15 protein-coding genes are annotated in these 16,082 nt (G+C 69.8%); 5 read left to right on the top strand and 10 right to left on the bottom strand.

The genetic code is table 11. The features are described from left to right. Positions 1 to 103: 103 nt before the first annotated feature. Positions 104 to 901, bottom strand: a complete 798-nt coding sequence (locus tag ACWDUM_RS15385) for a hypothetical protein (protein WP_450134618.1) — start codon at positions 899 to 901, stop codon at positions 104 to 106. A 132-nt stretch (positions 902 to 1,033) separates the two neighbouring features. Beyond that, on the bottom strand, positions 1,034 to 1,468 hold the full coding sequence (locus ACWDUM_RS15380; protein ID WP_450134617.1) for a DUF5997 family protein: 435 nt from the start codon (positions 1,466 to 1,468) through the stop codon (positions 1,034 to 1,036). Between the two features lie 54 nt (positions 1,469 to 1,522). Here ACWDUM_RS15380 and ACWDUM_RS15375 point away from each other — a divergent pair, with 54 nt between their 5' ends. Beyond that, entirely contained in the window at positions 1,523 to 2,278 is a 756-nt protein-coding gene (locus ACWDUM_RS15375) for a LysR substrate-binding domain-containing protein (RefSeq protein ID WP_450134616.1), read from the top strand. Positions 2,279 to 2,339: 61 nt separating this feature from the next. Here the strand turns inward: ACWDUM_RS15375 and ACWDUM_RS15370 are convergent, their stop codons facing one another. Both ACWDUM_RS15370 and ACWDUM_RS15365 read right to left on the bottom strand, forming a co-directional pair. Further along, a complete protein-coding gene (locus ACWDUM_RS15370) occupies positions 2,340 to 3,518 on the bottom strand; it encodes an acetyl-CoA C-acyltransferase (protein ID WP_450114358.1) in 1,179 nt (392 codons plus the stop codon). Positions 3,519 to 3,751: 233 nt separating this feature from the next. Then, positions 3,752 to 4,681: a LysR substrate-binding domain-containing protein gene (locus ACWDUM_RS15365; protein ID WP_450134615.1), complete on the bottom strand. Its 930-nt coding sequence runs from the start codon at positions 4,679 to 4,681 to the stop codon at positions 3,752 to 3,754. 208 nt (positions 4,682 to 4,889) lie between these two features. Here ACWDUM_RS15365 and ACWDUM_RS15360 point away from each other — a divergent pair, with 208 nt between their 5' ends. Beyond that, entirely contained in the window at positions 4,890 to 5,564 is a 675-nt protein-coding gene (locus ACWDUM_RS15360; RefSeq protein ID WP_450134614.1) for a PhzF family phenazine biosynthesis protein, read from the top strand. Positions 5,565 to 5,598: 34 nt separating this feature from the next. On the opposite strand, the gene ACWDUM_RS15355 is transcribed toward ACWDUM_RS15360, so the two are convergent. Next, the gene (locus ACWDUM_RS15355; protein ID WP_450134613.1) at positions 5,599 to 6,174 is read right to left on the bottom strand and encodes a transglycosylase family protein; all 576 of its coding nucleotides are present in this window, start codon (positions 6,172 to 6,174) and stop codon (positions 5,599 to 5,601) included. 476 nt (positions 6,175 to 6,650) lie between these two features. After that, positions 6,651 to 7,337, bottom strand: a complete 687-nt coding sequence (locus ACWDUM_RS15350; RefSeq protein ID WP_450134612.1) for a hypothetical protein — start codon at positions 7,335 to 7,337, stop codon at positions 6,651 to 6,653. A gap of 17 nt (positions 7,338 to 7,354) precedes the next feature. On the opposite strand from ACWDUM_RS15350, the gene ACWDUM_RS15345 reads away from it, so the two are divergent. After that, positions 7,355 to 7,618 (top strand): hypothetical protein, encoded by a 264-nt coding sequence (locus tag ACWDUM_RS15345; RefSeq protein WP_450134611.1) that lies wholly within the window; start codon positions 7,355 to 7,357, stop codon positions 7,616 to 7,618. Between the two features lie 35 nt (positions 7,619 to 7,653). On the opposite strand, the gene ACWDUM_RS15340 is transcribed toward ACWDUM_RS15345, so the two are convergent. Then, entirely contained in the window at positions 7,654 to 8,880 is a 1,227-nt protein-coding gene (locus tag ACWDUM_RS15340; protein ID WP_450134610.1) for an aminotransferase family protein, read from the bottom strand. Next, a complete protein-coding gene (locus ACWDUM_RS15335) occupies positions 8,877 to 9,557 on the bottom strand; it encodes a Pr6Pr family membrane protein (protein ID WP_450134609.1) in 681 nt (226 codons plus the stop codon). The genes ACWDUM_RS15340 and ACWDUM_RS15335 overlap by 4 nt, the downstream gene beginning before the upstream one ends. Positions 9,558 to 9,650: 93 nt before the next feature. On the opposite strand from ACWDUM_RS15335, the gene hrpA reads away from it, so the two are divergent. Further along, positions 9,651 to 13,559: an ATP-dependent RNA helicase HrpA gene (gene hrpA, locus ACWDUM_RS15330; protein ID WP_450134608.1), complete on the top strand. Its 3,909-nt coding sequence runs from the start codon at positions 9,651 to 9,653 to the stop codon at positions 13,557 to 13,559. An 82-nt stretch (positions 13,560 to 13,641) separates the two neighbouring features. Here hrpA and nrdR read toward each other — a convergent pair whose 3' ends face one another. Both nrdR and ACWDUM_RS15320 read right to left on the bottom strand, forming a co-directional pair. Next, positions 13,642 to 14,157 carry a transcriptional regulator NrdR gene (gene nrdR, locus ACWDUM_RS15325; RefSeq protein ID WP_450114346.1) on the bottom strand — a complete coding sequence of 172 codons (516 nt, stop codon included), beginning with the start codon at positions 14,155 to 14,157 and terminating at the stop codon, positions 13,642 to 13,644. A gap of 163 nt (positions 14,158 to 14,320) precedes the next feature. After that, positions 14,321 to 14,833 (bottom strand): LysM peptidoglycan-binding domain-containing protein, encoded by a 513-nt coding sequence (locus ACWDUM_RS15320; protein WP_450134607.1) that lies wholly within the window; start codon positions 14,831 to 14,833, stop codon positions 14,321 to 14,323. Positions 14,834 to 15,300: 467 nt separating this feature from the next. On the opposite strand from ACWDUM_RS15320, the gene lexA reads away from it, so the two are divergent. Further along, on the top strand, positions 15,301 to 16,026 hold the full coding sequence (lexA, locus tag ACWDUM_RS15315) for a transcriptional repressor LexA (protein WP_450134606.1): 726 nt from the start codon (positions 15,301 to 15,303) through the stop codon (positions 16,024 to 16,026). The last annotated feature ends 56 nt before the right edge of the window (positions 16,027 to 16,082 follow it).

Here is a 16,082-nt window from a genome sequence, read left to right as displayed (position 1 = left end):
GGCGGTGCTTCGCTTCGTGTGCGCCCATCAGCAGGACCGACGCTAGGTCGCGCTCGACGGTCTGACACGAGTAGCGGACTACCCGACTGCGCATGCGACCCGATCAGTTCGGGCCGTAGTCGCCCTTCGGTCCGTAGTCACCCTTTGGTCCGTAGTCGCCCTTCGGGCCGTAGTTGCCGCTCGGCCCGTAGTCGCCCTGCGGACCGTAGCCGCCGCTCGGGCCGATCTCGTCGTCGGCCTCGGGCGCGGGTGCGGGTGCGGGTGCGGGTGCGGCAGGACTCTGGGTCTGGGTCGGCTGCGTCGGCGCCTCGGTCACGACGGGTGCGGCGGACTGCTGTCGCGGCGCCGGCTGTGCTGCGACGGGTTCGGGCTCCGGTTCCGGGGTCGCGGCCGCGGCGGTGGTCGGGACGAGTCCGGGCAGAGCGCCGGCGATCACCAGGTCGGCGGCGAAGTCGGTGCCGGACTGCGCGCCCTGGACGACTGCGGAGTCACCGACCTCGAGATCACCGAGGGTGTCGCCCTTCAGTGTGATGATGCGCGTCGTGCCGGTGGTGCCGACGGTGACCTTGGTGCCGTCCGCGGTCTTGAGAACGAACGTGTTGCCCGCGATCGTGTCGACGGTGCCGGACGCCGCGAGGAACTGTCCTGGTCCCGGTACCGGAGCGGCAGCGGTGGTCGTCGGAACGACGGTGGTTGCCGCGACCGGCGTCGCGGTCTCGGTGTCCGACCCGTTCGAGCCCACGAGGTAACCCGCGAACGCGCCGATCACCAGGGCGGCGACGGAGGCTCCGGCGGCGATCGCCTTCCCCCGTCGGCCCGAGCCGGTGCCCGGTTCGGGGGTCGGCGAGGGAACCTGAGCCGGGTCCACACGCGGGATGATGACGGTTGGATCCGAACTCATGTCATGCGGGTTCGACACGCGTGGCGCTCCTCATCAGCAGTGGTGACGTCCAAATCAGGCGTGTCCGGGTGCTCCCCCGGACACCGATCAGCCCATCGCGTTCGCGTCGCCACGCGTTACGCGGTGCCGCCTTCAGTCCTGCGGGTGCAGGATCGGCTTGGCATTGCGCTGCTTGCGGTTCGACGCCTCCCGCTGCGCCATCTGCTGCTCGCGAATCCGCTTCTCGTCCTTGCGGACCTCGACCAGGTTCGCGCGCTCGGCGACCAGCCAGTCCGGCTGGTCACCGAGCAGGGCATCGATCTGCTCGGTGGTCAGGGCCTCGGTGACGCCGCCACGGACGAGTCCGGCGATCGAGACGCCGAGCTTGGCGGCGACCACGTTCTTCGGGTGCGGGCCGTTGGCGCGCAGGTCCTGCAGCCACTGCGGCGGGTTGGTGCGCAGTTCCGCAAGCTGCTCCCGGGACACGGCACCCTCCCGGAAGTCGGCGGGGGTGGCCTCGAGGTACACGTCCAGCTTCTTCGCGGCGGTGGCCGGCTTCATCGTCTGGGGTGTCTTCTGCGCACTCATGGGTCCAGCCTATCGAGCGCCGTCACGACCGCGGCGGCCCGGTAGCCTGGCGGAATGACCGAGCCCGCCGTACCCACTCCGTTCCGGCTCGCGTACGTGCCCGGCGTCACCCCGGCCAAGTGGGTGCGCATCTGGGGCGAACGCCTGCCCGATGTCCCCCTGGAGCTGGTCACCGTGACCGCCGCCGAGGCCCCGGACCTGCTGCGTTCGGGCGGCGCGGACGCCGGGCTGGTGCGTCTGCCCGTCGATCGCGACGGTCTGAGTGTGATCGCTCTCTACGAGGAGACCCCGGTGGTCGTGGTGCCGAAGGACCATGTGATCACCGCCGCCGACGAGGTCTCCGCGGTGGATCTGGCCGATGAGATCCTGCTGCACCCGCACGACGATGTGCTCGAGTGGCCGACCCGGCCGGGCACCGCCGCGCAGCACCGTCCCGACACGACGGCCGAGGGTGTCGAACTCGTCGCGGCCGGTGTCGGCGTGCTGGTGGTGCCGCAGTCCCTGGCGCGGCTGCATCATCGCAAGGACCTGACCTACCGGACCGTCACCGACGCCCCGGTCTCCCCGGTCGCCCTGGCCTGGCCTGCCGACCGGACCACCGAGCTCGTCGAGGAGTTCGTCGGCATCGTGCGTGGGCGCAGCGCCAACTCGTCTCGCGGCCGCGGCGCCGACGAACCGGCACCCAAACGCACCGCGTCGCAGAAGGCGGCCGCCAAACGAGCGGCCCGTGTCGAGGCGGGCAAGGTGCCGGTCCAGCGAAACACCAAGGGCGGCAAGGGAAAGCCCGCCGCCAAACGCGGCAGGCGCTGACGCGCCTGTGCGCGCTCGTGGTGACGGGAGCCACCACGAGCGCGACAGGCAGCGCAGCTGCTTACACGGACAGGATCATGGCGATACCCTGGCCGCCACCGCCGCACAGTGCGGCCGCGCCCTTGCCGCCACCGGCGGCCTTGAGCGAATGCGCCAGGGACAGGGCGATTCGCGCGCCGGACATACCGACCGGGTGTCCGACCGCGATCGCGCCGCCGTGGATGTTGACCTTGTCGGCGTCGACACCGAGCTGGCGCATCGACGCAATGGAGACACCGGCGAACGCCTCGTTGATCTCGAACAGGTCCAGATCGGCGACGGTGGTCTCGCCGTCGCGCTTGAGCGCGGCCTCGATCGCGTTGGCGGGCTGGTGCAGCAGCGAGGTGTCCGGGCCGGCGACCAGCGCATGCGCGCGGATCTCGGCGAGCCACTCGATGCCGCGGGCCTCGGCGAGGTCCTTGCGCATCACGACCACCGCGGCCGCGCCGTCGGACAGCTGCGAGGAGGCGCCGGCGGTGATGGTGCCGTCCTTCGCGAACGCCGGGCGCAGCTTGCCGAGCGAGTCGACGGTGGTCTCGGCGCGGATGCCCTCGTCGACGGCGACCGTGACGGTGCCCTTGCGGGAGGCGATCTCCACCGGGGCGATCTCGGCCGCGAATGCACCGGACTCCGTCGCCTCCGCCGCGAGGCGGTGCGAGCGGGCCGCGAACTCGTCCTGCTCGGCGCGGGAGATGTTCTCCGACGCCTGGTAGCGCTCGGTGGAAGCACCCATGGAGATGCCGTCGAACGCACAGGTCAGCGCGTCCCGGTCGAGAGCGTCCTCGAATCCGGTGGAGCCGTACTTGAGGCCCTGCCGGGCGCCGCGCACCAGGTACGGGGCGTTCGTCATCGATTCCATGCCGCCGGCCACGACGACGTCGGCGGCTCCGGTCGCGATCAACCGGTCGGCCTGCATGATCGCCTCGAGCCCGGACAGGCAGAGGTTGTTGACGGTGGTCGCGGGCACGGTCATCGGCAGCCCCGCCGCGACCGCCGCTTGACGCGCCGGGTTCGGGCCGACGCCGGCCTGGACGACGGTGCCCATGACCACGGCGTCGACGCCGTCGGTCCCGACGCCTGCGCGCTCGATCGCGGCGGCGATCGCCCGCCCGCCGAGGTCCGCCGCCGTCAGCGACGCCAACGCGCCCGACAGCTTGCCGATCGGGGTCCGGGCCCCCGCCACGATGACACTGGTGCTCACGCCTGTCTCTCCTTCAACTGTCGGGTCGTGACGCCGTCGCCGTTACGCGACGGACATCCTGATCGGTGGCCTGCGGGCCCGGGTACGGGAGGTCGCAGGCCGCGTTCGACGATCTTCCCACCCGGATTCTTCGCCACCACGCGCAGGACCGCTCGTTCGGCCGCTCCCGACCCGGGGACCGGCGTCGGCGGAGCACTCGGGGCGGTCCGGCGGGAACCGGACGAGCGGCCGGCTCACGGACGCAGGGCCACACCGGCGGGAGCGACGGAACGGACGATGTCGGCGAGCCGACTGTATGCCTCCACGCGAGTGCTCGACGCCCGGAACACCAGCCCGATCGTGCGGCCCGGCACGGGCGCGGCGAACCGCGCGGTGGCGAGGTCCCCTCGCGCGGTCTCCACCTCGACCGCCGATTCCGGCACCAGAGTCACTCCGAGACCGCCGGCGACGCACTGCACGACGGTGGTCAGCGACGTGGCTCGGGTGTCACCGGCAATCGGGTGCGCATTCACCGAGCGGCACAGGTCGAGGGTCTGGTCCCGCAGGCAGTGCCCCTCGTCGAGCAGCAGCAGGGCCAGCTCGTCGAGGACTCCGGGCGCGAGGTCCATGCGCCCCGCCAACCGGTGACCTCGGGGCACCACGACGACGAAATCCTCGTCGTACAAGGGTATTTCAACCATCCCGGAGGCCTCCGACGGCAACGCGAGCATTGCCACGTCCAGCACGCCGCCGCGCAGCGCCTCCAGCAGCCGCGCGGTTTGGTCCTCGACGACCTGCGGGGTGACGGCGGGAAGCTCACTGCTCAGCGCGGGCAGCAACGCCGGAAGCACATAGGGCGCGACGGTGGGGATCAGCCCGATTCGCAACGGACCCGACAGGGCGTGGCCGACTCCGGCAGCCGTGGCGACGAATCCGTCGGCGGCGTCGAGGATCTGCTTGGCCTGAGGCAGCAGGGCCGCGCCCGCGGCGGTGACGAGCACGCGGCGGGTACTGCGCTCGATCAGCTGCACACCGAGGCCGGACTCCAGCGCGGCGAGGGCCTGCGACAGTGTGGGCTGACTCACGCCGAGGCGGGTTGCCGCAGTGCCGAAGTGGCGATACTCGGCGACCGCGACGAACGCACGCAGCTGCGCGAGGGTGGGCTGATACGTCTGATCGGACACGCCTATCAGTGTACCGAAACCTATCGCCGTTACCTCTCGGTCGGTTTCGCGCCGCCGCCGGCACCCGGGACACGTTCCTCCAGGCCGAGGGCGCCGGCGAAGCACGACCGGGACGACCGTCCGGTCCGTGTCGCCACCGAGGTGCGCGCACGGAGATCGTTACTCGAAGGGCACCTTTCGCCACTCGGTACGGCGGTATCGTTTGACGATGAGCATTCAGGTAGAAGTCGTCCGGGTGTTCACCGATCACGATGGGCGCCATGGTAATCCGCTCGGCATCGTCGACGCGGCCCAGGTGCCGCCGCCGGACCGGCAACGGCTGGCGACGAAGCTCGGGTTCAGCGAAACCGTCTTCGTCGATCTACCCCAGCCGAACGCGGAGGCGACGACCGCCCAGATCTTCACCCCCGCAACCGAACTCCCCTTCGCCGGACACCCCACGGTCGGCGTGTCCTGGTGGCTGACCGAGCAGGGACTGCGGGTCGACACCCTGGAAGTCCCCGCCGGCCCCGTCGCGACGCACACCAGCGACGGCGTCACCTGGGTCCGGGCGAAGGCGGACTGGGCGCCGGAGTTCACGCTGCACTGCAAACCCGACAGCGCGGCCGTACATGCCGTCGACGCGACGTCGTTCACCGACGGCCACCACTACGTGTGGGCATGGGCGGGCGAAGGCGCCATCGCGGCGCGGATGTTCGCCCCGGACTTCGGGGTCCCCGAGGACGAGGCGACCGGCGCCGCGGCCATCCGGATCACCGACCACCTCCGGCGCAACCTGCACATCACCCAGGGACGCGGGTCGAAGATCCTCACCCGCCTGACCCCGAACGGCTGGATCGAGGTCGGCGGCCTGGTGCAACGCGACCGCCCGGTGACCGTCTGAGACGGTGACCGGGCGGCGCAGCGGCAACACCGCGTCAGGACAGGGCGAGCACCTGTCCGGGGAAGATCAGGTCGATGTTCGACACCTGCTTGGCGAACACCGACAGGTCGACACCGTGATCGGCGGCGATCCGCGACAGGGTGTCCCCGGCCTGGACGACGTAGCTCGACGCGCCGAGGGTCTGCACCGGGGCGGACTCGGCGATCTGGGTGGCGACCTCCTGAACAGGGGTCTGCGCGGGGGCCGGAGCGACCGGCTCGGCGATGTCGGAGACACCGGCGGTCAGGTACTGACCGCACACGGGCCACGCACCGACACCCTGTCCGGCGAGGACGTTCTCCGCGACCCGGATCTGCTCGGCCTTGCTGGCGTGGTTCGCCTGACCAGAGCCGCCGTACGCCTCCCAGGTGCTCTGCGTGAACTGCAGGCCGCCGTAGAAGCCGTTACCGGTGTTGGTGGACCAGTTGCCGCTGCTTTCGCAGTTCGCGACGCCGTCCCAGTTGTGGGTGGCAGCCGAGGCGGTGCCTGCGCTCAGCGCCATCGGGACGGCGGCGAGAGCAGCGGTGGCGGCGACGGCGCCGAGGGCGCGCTTGGGGGTGAAGCGAGTCATTCGGATGAATCCTCTCCTTGCCGCCGGCGTGACGGGCCCGGGCCGCACTCGCGGTGCACCCTGAGCGGTTCGTCGTCCCACTCCTGTCCCGGGGAAGTTGGTGGCGTCCGGCCCGCGGGACAGGATCGAGCGGTAGCGGGTCGGCGGTAGCCCGGTTGTTTCGAGCTGAAACGACCGTAGGCGATGATCACGAGATGGTCACGAGCGGCGTGTTGCGTGATGGCACAACACAATTACTGGTATAGAACGGCGTCCCCGCAGGGCATCACGCGGTTCCGACCGGAAACAAACCAGAAGGTTTTCGTCGCACATGTGACAACCGACACGACGAAACAGTGGCGCCGGTCACAGAACGAGTCGGGTTCGACATCGAAATCCGGCGTAAGAATCACGCCCGGGCGACTGTCAAACTCCCGACATTTCCGGCCGACCGGGCCGCCGCGTCCCGTGGGCCCACGTCGGCCGGCCGGGTCGGATCAGGCTTTCGGCGCGCGCCCGGCCGCCAGATCCGCCTCACTGAGCAGAACCGCGATCTCGTCCCCCAGCCGCACCCCGTCGGCGAGCGGCAACCGATCCCCGCTCCAGAACCTCCCGGGGTCGTACCAGTTGGTCTTACGGCGACCGGTCAGCAGTCCCATCGACTCGTAGGTCTGCGCGACGACCTCGGCGCAGTAGGCGCTCTCGAGCCCGGCCATCTGCTCCTGCCTCCGCCTACGCAGCACGGGCAGCCGGCCACCGAACCACCGCGAGGCGAGCTTCGCGGTGGAAGGGAACGGGGCACCGTTGAGTCGGGCGATGACGCGCAACAGCTCGTCCTCCTGGTCCCGGGTCACCGGCGACTCCAGCTGACGCAGCCATCCACGCTGGCCGTACTTCGCGCCCCACACCTGCACCGCCGCCCGCAGGTCGTGCAGCTGCACCCCACGCTGGTATCGCCCCGTCCACATGTCCTGCAGGGAGTGCCCCAGCTCGGCGTGCCACATCAGCGGCGGCATGTCGTCGAGGACCACCGACATGCCCACGTGATTGACCGGACTGTTGGTCAGGGTCTGGATCGCACGGTCGGCGCCGGACTGCCCCCGGAAGATCCAGATGTCCCCGGTGCGGGTGGCATCCACCGCCACGTCGAGGCTCACCTGGGATTCGTGCATTCGCCGACTCATCCCCCTAGGTTAGAGCGATGCGACTGCAACCAAGGCACCTGTGGAAGGTCGTCGGTCTCGCCGGTGTCGTGGGCGTCGCCGCGACCGGGGCACTCACCGTGCGCTCCGAACGCAAGCGGCGCGCATACACCCCCGACGAGGTCCGGGCACAGCTGCACACCCGGTACGCGCAGGCGACCTCCGACGCCGAGCAGCGCCCCAAGGTCGACCTCGCGCCGGTCGAACCCACTCTGCGCCAACGCCTCCGGCGCCTCGCCGCCCGCGCGCGGTTCTGGCGGTAGCAACCACCGAAACCGCGCACGGGCGGCGTAGTCATCTAACCGAGGGCCGCGCGGACCCCGGCCGCCATCTCGGCGACCTGCTCGTCGCTCATCACGAACGAGGGCGAGAACTGCATCGCCCCCACTCCGGCCGCGCGGCCCGAGATGCCGTGTTCGCGAAGAGTTTTCACGAACGGCAGCGCCTCCGCCGGGTCCGCCAGCTGGACGGCGGCGACGGCGCCGAGTCCGCTGCGCACCTCCTGCACGCGCGGGTGGTCGGCGAGCGGAGCCAGGTGCTCGTGCAGCGACCGTTCCAGGCGCGCCGATTCAGCGAGCAGGTTCTCCCGCTCGATGATCTCGAGATTGGCCAGCGCGGCAGCGGCCGCACCGGCGTGGCCGCCGTACGTGTAGCCGTGCCGCCACCACACCCCGCCGCCGAAGAACGGCTCGGCGACGCGCGGAGCGATGAACACCGCACCCATCGGGACGTAGCCCGACGTCAGGCCCTTCGCCGTGGTGATCATGTCCGGCTGCAGGTCGAATCGGGTGGACGCGAACCAGGATCCGCCGATCCGGCCGAATCCGGTGACCACCTCGTCGACCACGAACAGGATGTCGTGGTCGCGGCAGATCTCGCGGACCTCGGCGAGATAGCCCTCCGGCGGCAGGTAGATCCCGCCTGCGCCGATGATCGGCTCACAGAAGAACGCCGCGATGGCCTCCGCGCCCTCCCGCTCGATCAGCTCCAGCAGGCTCTTGGCGTTGTCCCACTCCACCGTTCGGGTGTCGGGCATCAGCTCGCCGTACCCTTCCCGGTTCACCGGGATCCCGGCGAGCGCGGTGCCGGCGACGTGCATGCCGTGGTAGGCCTTCTGCCGGCCGACGACGATCCGCTTGCCCGGCTTGCCGACCTCGTTCCAGTAGCGGCGGGCCAGCTTCGCAGCGGTGTCCACCGAGTCGGATCCGCCGGAGGTGAAGAAGATCTTGCTGCCGGGTACCGGGGCGATCTCGGCGAGCTTGTCCGCGAGCGCGACCGTCGTCTCCGGTGCGAAGTCCCCGAAGTTCGAGAAGTGCGCCACCGTCGACAGCTGCTTCGCGACCGCGTCCGCGATCTCCGTGCGCCCGTGCCCGACGTTGGTGAACCACAGTCCCGCGGTCGCGTCCAGGTAGCGGGTGCCGTTCTCGTCCCAGATGTACGCGCCCTCACCACGACTGACGACGAACGCGCCGTCGCGTTGAACCGCGCCCATGTCGGCGAAACCGTGCCAGAGCGAACCGCTCATTCCTCGACCTTCCTCTCGACACCGGTGCCGGGTGCCTCGTGTGTGCCCTCACCGTATCGCCACCGGCGGGCGGCGCGCCCGGCGACATTCACGGCCAGACAGATCAGCACGAAGGCTCCGATCAGGACCACCAACCCGATCGTCATCTGCAGATAGCCCTGTGTCCGGGGATCGATGAACGGATACGGGTACCAGTCGGCGATCGGGCCGCGTACGAGCGTGTACACGCCGTACAGGACCGGGAACCACAGCCACGTCATCGCCTGGCCGTCACTGATCCGCATCCGCGGCGGGTTGACCACCCAATCCACGATCAGCACCAACGGCAGCACCCGATGCACGATGTCGTTGGTCCACTGACCCTGCATGCCGACGTCGATGTTCGAGAGCAGGATCGCGTACACGATTCCGGTGATGACCATGTAGACGGTGACCGCACCCCGGAACGACTGCCAGGCGCGGCCGGGCGGATCCGCCGCCGCGCCGATCAGCAGCACGACCACCGCGAGCACGTTGCTCAGCACGGTGAAGTAGCTGAAGTAGTTGAACCAACTGAAGTCGTCGCCACTGTTCAAGGGAATCCACATCAGGGCGAGAAGCCCCAGCGCGGCGAAGGCCAGGCGCAGCACGCGAGCGACCGGGTGCGTCCCGGCGGTGGCCTGAAGGTCTGCACTCATGGCCAGATAGTCGCACGCGCGGCGGACACGCGGCCGGATCGACTCGACGCCACGCGGGATCGACGGCCTCGGCTTCGATACCCTGGCCTGAGCATGTCCACCACATCTCCTGCCGCGCAGCCCGGCCCCTCCCGTCGCGACATCAAGCGACAGCTGGGCGACCTGACCCTCCGTGACGAGTACCGCCTGCGGCGGCGTCTCGATCGCGCCCGCTCGGCCGAGCAACTCGACGCGGTCGCCACCGAGGTCGCCACCGCCCGGGCAAGGATCGCCACCCGTCGCTCCCGTGTCCCGCGGACCAGCTATCCGGAGGCACTGCCCGTCAGTGCCCGCCGCGACGACATCGCCGCCGCCATCGAGGCGCACCAGGTCGTGATCGTCGCCGGCGAGACGGGCTCCGGCAAGACCACCCAGATTCCGAAGATCTGTCTCGATCTCGGGCGCGGCATCCGCGGCCTGATCGGGCACACCCAACCTCGCCGCCTCGCCGCCCGCACGGTCGCCGAGCGGATCGCGGAGGAACTGGACACCGAGCTCGGGGACGCGGTCGGCTACACCGTCCGGTTCACCGACCAGGTGTCCGACGGCACGCTCGTCAAACTGATGACCGACGGCATCCTGCTCGCCGAGATCCAGCGCGACCGGCTGCTGCGCCGCTACGACACGCTGATCATCGACGAGGCGCACGAACGCAGCCTGAACATCGACTTCATCCTCGGCTACCTCAAGCAGCTGCTCCCCCGCCGTCCCGACCTGAAGGTGATCATCACCTCGGCGACGATCGACCCGGAGCGGTTCGCGGAGCACTTCGCGGTCGACGGGGTACCCGCCCCGATCGTCGAGGTCTCCGGCCGAACCTTTCCCGTCGAGATGCGGTACCGCCCGCTGACCGTGCACGTCGGCGAGCAGACGATCGACCGGGATCCGGTGGACGCGGTCGGCGAGGCCGTCGAGGAGCTGATGGCCGAGGGCGACGGGGACATCCTGGTGTTCCTGTCCGGCGAGCGGGAGATCCGCGACACCGCGGACGCGTTGCGGGACCGCAGGATCCGCGGCCTGGACATCCTGCCGCTGTACGCACGACTGTCCGCAGCCGAGCAGCACCGGGTGTTCGAGAAGCACAGCGGACGACGAGTCGTCCTGTCCACCAACGTCGCCGAGACGTCGCTGACGGTGCCCGGCATCCGCTACGTCGTCGATCCGGGAACCGCCCGCATCTCCCGGTACTCGGTGCGCACCAAGGTGCAGCGGCTGCCGATCGAGGAGATCTCGCAGGCGTCGGCCCGGCAGCGGGCCGGACGCTGCGGCCGTGTCGCAGACGGCATCTGCATCCGGCTGTACTCGGAGGAGGACTTCGAGTCCCGCCCCGAATTCACCGAACCGGAGATCCTGCGCACCAACCTGGCGTCGGTCGTGCTGCAGATGACGGCACTCGGACTCGGCGACATCGAGGCGTTCCCGTTCGTCGAGAAGCCCGATCCGCGGGCCGTGCGCGACGGTGTCGCGCTGCTCGAGGAACTGGGCGCCCTGGTGCCGGCTCGCAAGGACGCGCCCGCCGAACTGACGCCGGTCGGACGCGAGCTGGCGCAGATCCCGGTCGACCCGCGCATGGCTCGGATGCTCGCGCAGGCCAACCACACCGGCTGCCTGCGCGAGATGCTGGTGATCGTCTCGGCGCTGTCGATCCAGGACGTACGCGAACGCCCGGCCGAGCACCAGCAGGCCGCGGACGAGAAGCACGCCCGGTTCACGGTCGCCGGGTCGGACTTCCTGGCGTACACGAAGCTGTGGGAGTACCTGCGCACCCAACGCAGAGAGCTCTCCTCCAACCAGTTCCGGAAGATGTGCAAGGCCGAGTACCTGCACTGGCTGCGGATCCGCGAGTGGCAGGACCTGCACGGTCAGCTGTCGCAGATCACCCGCTCCCTCGGCTGGTCCGTCGCCGACACGGAAGCCTCCCCCGACTCCGTGCACCAGGCGCTGCTCGCGGGACTCCTCTCGCACATCGGGTTGCGCGAGGGCGAGAAGAAGGACTTCCTCGGTGCCCGCGGCGCCCGGTTCGCGATCTTCCCGGGCTCGTCGCTGTTCAAGAAGCCCCCGCGCTGGGTGATGGCCGCCGAACTGGTCGAGACGTCACGCCTGTGGGGGCGGATGGCCGCCGGGATCGAGCCGGAATGGGCCGAGAAGATGGCCCCGCATCTCGTCAAGCGCACCTACTCCGAGCCGCACTGGTCCACGAAACGGGCCTGCGCCATGGCGTACGAGCGGGTCACCCTGTACGGCATCCCGCTGGTCGCCAAGCGCGCGGTCACCTACTCGGCGATCGACCCCGAGGCGTCCCGCGAACTGTTCATCCGGCACGCGCTGGTGCAGGGCGAGTGGCAGACGCAGCACAAGTTCTTCCATGCCAACCGGGCCCTGCTGGACGACGTCGAGGAGATGGAGACCAGGGCCCGCCGGCGCGACATCCTCGTCGACGACGAGGCGCTGTTCGAGTTCTACGACCAGCGCATCGGCTCGGAAGCGGTGTCCGCCCGGCACTTCGACACCTGGTGGAAGAAGGCGCGACGGGACGACCCCGACCTGCTGACGTTCACCGCCGCGAACGTCGTCAACCCCGAGGCCACCACCGTTCTGGGCGGCGACTACCCGAACACCTGGCGCCAGGGTGACATCTCGTTCCCGCTGACCTACCAGTTCGAACCCGGAACCGAGTACGACGGCGTCACGGCACGCATTCCGGTCGCGCTGCTCGCACAGGTACGCAATGTCGGGTTCGAGTGGCTGGTGCCCGGAATGCGCGAGGACCTGGTCACCGCGTTGATCAAGACGTTGCCGAAGTCGTTGCGCCGCACCGTCGTCCCGGCACCGGACTACGCGCGGGCGGCTCTGTCCGTGGTCAAGCCCCGGACCGAGCCGTTGACCGTCGCGATCGCCAGGGAGCTGACCCGGATGGCGGGTGCCCCGATCACCCCGGCGGACTTCGACCTCACCGCCGTTCCGGACCACCTGCGCATGACCTTTGCGGCCGTCGACCCGGGCGGCAAGGTCCTCGGCCGCAGCAAGAGCCTCGACGACCTGCGGGCCGGTCAGGCACCCCGCGTCGCCGCGGCGGTGTCGAAGGCGGCCGCGACCACCGAACGGGCCGCCGCCACGGTGTGGACATCGGAGACCCTGGGAACCGTGCCGGACACCGTCACCCGCACACTCGGTGGCCAGAAGGTGGTCGGCTATCCCGCGCTGGTCCCCGAGTCGGGCGGTGTCGCCGTTCGGGTGCTGGCGACCCCGGCTGCCCAGCGCCGCGCCATGCGGGAGGGCACCCGGGCACTGCTGCTCGCCGCGGTCCCGACCCCGACGAAGTCCGCGATCGGCGGACTCGGCACCCGGGATCGACTGGCGCTGAGTCAGAATCCGCACGGCAGCGTCGACGCCCTGGTCGAGGACTGTCGGACCTGTGCGGTGGACGCGCTGATCGAGCGTCACGGCGGACCGCCCCGCACCCCCGAGGGCTTCGAGACCCTGCAGCGGGCAGTGCGCGCCGAATTGTCCCGCGAGGTGGCGGTCCTGGTACGTCTCGTCGTCCCGATCCTGTCACGAGCACAGCAGCTTCGGGTCCTGCTCGACGGCGCGCGGGGCGATGCCGCCGACGACGTCCGTGAGCAGGTCGACGCACTCGTGTACCCGGGTTTCGTCACCGACACCGGCGCCACGCGGCTACGCGAGCTGCCCCGCTACCTCGACGCCGCGATCGTGCGACTCGAAGCCCTCCCCGGGTCGGCAGTGCGGGACCGGCAGAACCTCACCGTGCTGGACGCCGTGTTCGACGAGTACGGCAAGCTACTCGCCCGCCTCGATCCGCGCCGGCACCACGATCCGGACGTCGACGCGATCCGCTGGATGATCGAGGAACTACGGGTGGGATTGTTCGCGCAATCCCTGGGCACGCCGTACCCGGTGTCGGACAAGAGGATCCGCAAGGCGATGGCCGCGATCGGCAAGTAGGCGCCGCAGGGCGGCCCGGCAGGCGAACACCGGGACGCATCCGGGCGAATTCCGACCCGACCCCGATCCGCGGGAATCGGATCTAGGAGACGTCCTGCTTCTCCGACGCCCCCGCCTCGGACCGGCCCTCTGCCGCGGCCCTGGCGGACTCCTCCCGGTGCACCCGCAGGTCCTGGATCTCGCGCTCGAAATCCTCGGCGGACGAGAAGGATCGGTACACCGACGCGAACCGGAGATACGCGACCTCGTCGAGGTCGCGTAGCGGTCCAAGGATCGCGAGGCCGATCTCGTTGCTCGGGATCTCCGCGGACCCGCCGGCCCGCACCGCTTCCTCGACCTTCTGCGCCAACTGATAGAGCGCGTCGTCTGCGACGTCGCGACCCTGGCAGGCACGCCGCACACCGCGAACGACCTTCTCACGGCTGAACGGTTCGGTCACCCCACTGCGTTTGACCACGGACATGACCGCGGTCTCGACGGTGGTGAACCGACGCCCACACTCGGGGCAGGACCGGCGACGACGGATCGCCTGCCCCTCGTCCGCCTCCCGCGAGTCGACGACGCGCGAATCGGGATGCCGGCAGAACGGGCAATGCATGGCGAATCCTTCGTCTGAACCGTGCCGGCGGTCGCGCGACCCGGGAAACCCGAGGAAGTCATGCGTCCCCAGCAGTCCGGGCCCGTGCGATCCACTGGATGTGGTGGGGCCAACAAGGTTCGACAATACCGTCGCCTCGCTCTCGGCTGCGCGGTTCCCCTCCTCAGCCCGCCGACGACACCGGCACGATCAGCGACTGACCCGGATACAAGCCGGACCCGGACAAGGCGTTCAGTTCAGCGATTCGCGCCACCACCTGCTCGACCGCTCCACCCGGCACCACCCGCTCGGCCACGTCGCCGAGGGACTCGCCGGCACGTACCTGCACCACCTCGGTCCGGTCCGGCACCGAGTCGCCCGCCGTCCACTGCGCGAGACCGAAGAACCCGAACACCACCAGGGTCGCCGCCAGCGCGGCCACCACCATGGCACCCCACCCGACCTCCTGCCCGGTGCGGGCGTGCGGGACCCGAGAGACCGGAACCCCGGCCGCCCCGTACGACAGCGGCCGACCGCCCGGCCGACGCGTGTCGACGGACCGCCGGGTGCCGTGCCGAGGTCGCGGTGCCCGCTCGTTCTCCCGACGCTCGGCCACCCGGCGGGTGCCCGCCTCCCACCGGCGGGACCCCGGCCGGTCGCCGCCCGCAACGCCGTCGATGTCAATCGCAACGCTCATGAGAATCTCCGCCTGTCTGCCTGGTACTCCAGGTACCCCTGAACTGGTACTTCAGGCACCTCTGGACTGGAACGTCAGGTACCTCTGATCTGGAACTTCAGGTACCTCTGGAAGGAACTCCAGGTACCTCTGGGTCAATACGTCAGAACAATCCACATGTCGTTCGATCACCCGTTCGAAAGAACGCATGTTCGAATTTCTACCACGCGCCTCCGGCAAAGTCCCGCATTCTTCGCGGGAATGTCGAACAGATGTTTGATAAGCACGGGATTTGCGTCTAGATTCGTGTCAGAAGCCACAACACGCCCACGCGTCACACCCGACCCGCTCAGCCACACCACGCGCACCACAGGCACCACCAGCTCCACAAGCTCCACAGGCACCACAAGCAGCACCCACCGGCACCGGGCCCGACCGCATGGGCCCACCAGGACACACCGACGCGCACGACATCGAGGAGGCCCTTCATGAAGGACGACAGCTCCCGCGAAGGTTCGGCGGCCAGCGCAGGCCGACCCGACCCGACGGCGGGGCTAACGGACCGGCAGCGCCGTGTGCTGGAGGTGATCCGTTCGTCGGTCAGCGAACGCGGCTACCCGCCCAGCATCCGAGAGATCGGCGACGCGGTCGGGTTGACGTCGACGTCCTCAGTGGCCCACCAGTTGCGCACCCTCGAACGCAAGGGCTTCCTGCGCCGCGATCCGAATCGTCCTCGCGCGGTGGACGTACGCGGCCTCGACGAACCGGTGCCTGCCGCCGGCCACCGGGCCGGGTCCGAGCAGTCCACCGCGGGTGCCGAGTCCGAGTCCGAGGCCCCGAAGCCGGCCTTCGTGCCGGTCCTCGGGCGCATCGCCGCGGGTGGGCCGATCCTCGCGGAGGAGGCGGTCGAAGACGTCTTCCCCCTGCCCCGGGAGCTCGTCGGCCAGGGCTCACTGTTCCTGCTCAAGGTGGTCGGCGAATCGATGATCGACGCCGCGATCTGTGACGGCGACTGGGTCGTCGTGCGGCAGCAGTCGGTGGCGGAGAACGGCGACATCGTCGCCGCAATGATCGACGGCGAGGCGACCGTGAAGACGTTCAAGCGCACCAAGGGTGAGGTGTGGCTGATGCCGCACAACGAGCTGTTCGAGCCGATTCCCGGCAACGACGCGCAGATCCTCGGCAAGGTCGTCACGGTGATGCGCAAGATCTGAGTGGGCCGAAAGCCATCGGGGCCGTGACGAATGTCCGTCACGGCCCCGATGGTGCC

The organism is Rhodococcus sp. NPDC003322 (genome assembly GCF_053589555.1).
Note: the sequence above shows the minus strand (reverse complement) of the source record. Positions and strands in the feature narration are given on the sequence as shown.

Bases quoted from the DNA above. Each gene is read 5' to 3' on its own strand.
- ACWDUM_RS15340 (WP_450134610.1), bottom strand. From the start codon at position 8,880: ATGAGCGGTTCGCTCTGGCACGGTTTCGCCGACATGGGCGCGGTTCAA.
- ACWDUM_RS15355 (WP_450134613.1), bottom strand. From the start codon at position 6,174: ATGACTCGCTTCACCCCCAAGCGCGCCCTCGGCGCCGTCGCCGCCACC.
- hrpA (WP_450134608.1), top strand. From the start codon at position 9,651: ATGTCCACCACATCTCCTGCCGCGCAGCCCGGCCCCTCCCGTCGCGAC.
- ACWDUM_RS15345 (WP_450134611.1), top strand. From the start codon at position 7,355: ATGCGACTGCAACCAAGGCACCTGTGGAAGGTCGTCGGTCTCGCCGGT.
- ACWDUM_RS15335 (WP_450134609.1), bottom strand. From the start codon at position 9,557: ATGAGTGCAGACCTTCAGGCCACCGCCGGGACGCACCCGGTCGCTCGC.
- ACWDUM_RS15320 (WP_450134607.1), bottom strand. From the start codon at position 14,833: ATGAGCGTTGCGATTGACATCGACGGCGTTGCGGGCGGCGACCGGCCG.
- ACWDUM_RS15380 (WP_450134617.1), bottom strand. From the start codon at position 1,468: ATGAGTGCGCAGAAGACACCCCAGACGATGAAGCCGGCCACCGCCGCG.
- ACWDUM_RS15360 (WP_450134614.1), top strand. From the start codon at position 4,890: ATGAGCATTCAGGTAGAAGTCGTCCGGGTGTTCACCGATCACGATGGG.
- ACWDUM_RS15375 (WP_450134616.1), top strand. From the start codon at position 1,523: ATGACCGAGCCCGCCGTACCCACTCCGTTCCGGCTCGCGTACGTGCCC.
- lexA (WP_450134606.1), top strand. From the start codon at position 15,301: ATGAAGGACGACAGCTCCCGCGAAGGTTCGGCGGCCAGCGCAGGCCGA.
- ACWDUM_RS15350 (WP_450134612.1), bottom strand. From the start codon at position 7,337: ATGAGTCGGCGAATGCACGAATCCCAGGTGAGCCTCGACGTGGCGGTG.
- nrdR (WP_450114346.1), bottom strand. From the start codon at position 14,157: ATGCATTGCCCGTTCTGCCGGCATCCCGATTCGCGCGTCGTCGACTCG.
- ACWDUM_RS15385 (WP_450134618.1), bottom strand. From the start codon at position 901: ATGAGTTCGGATCCAACCGTCATCATCCCGCGTGTGGACCCGGCTCAG.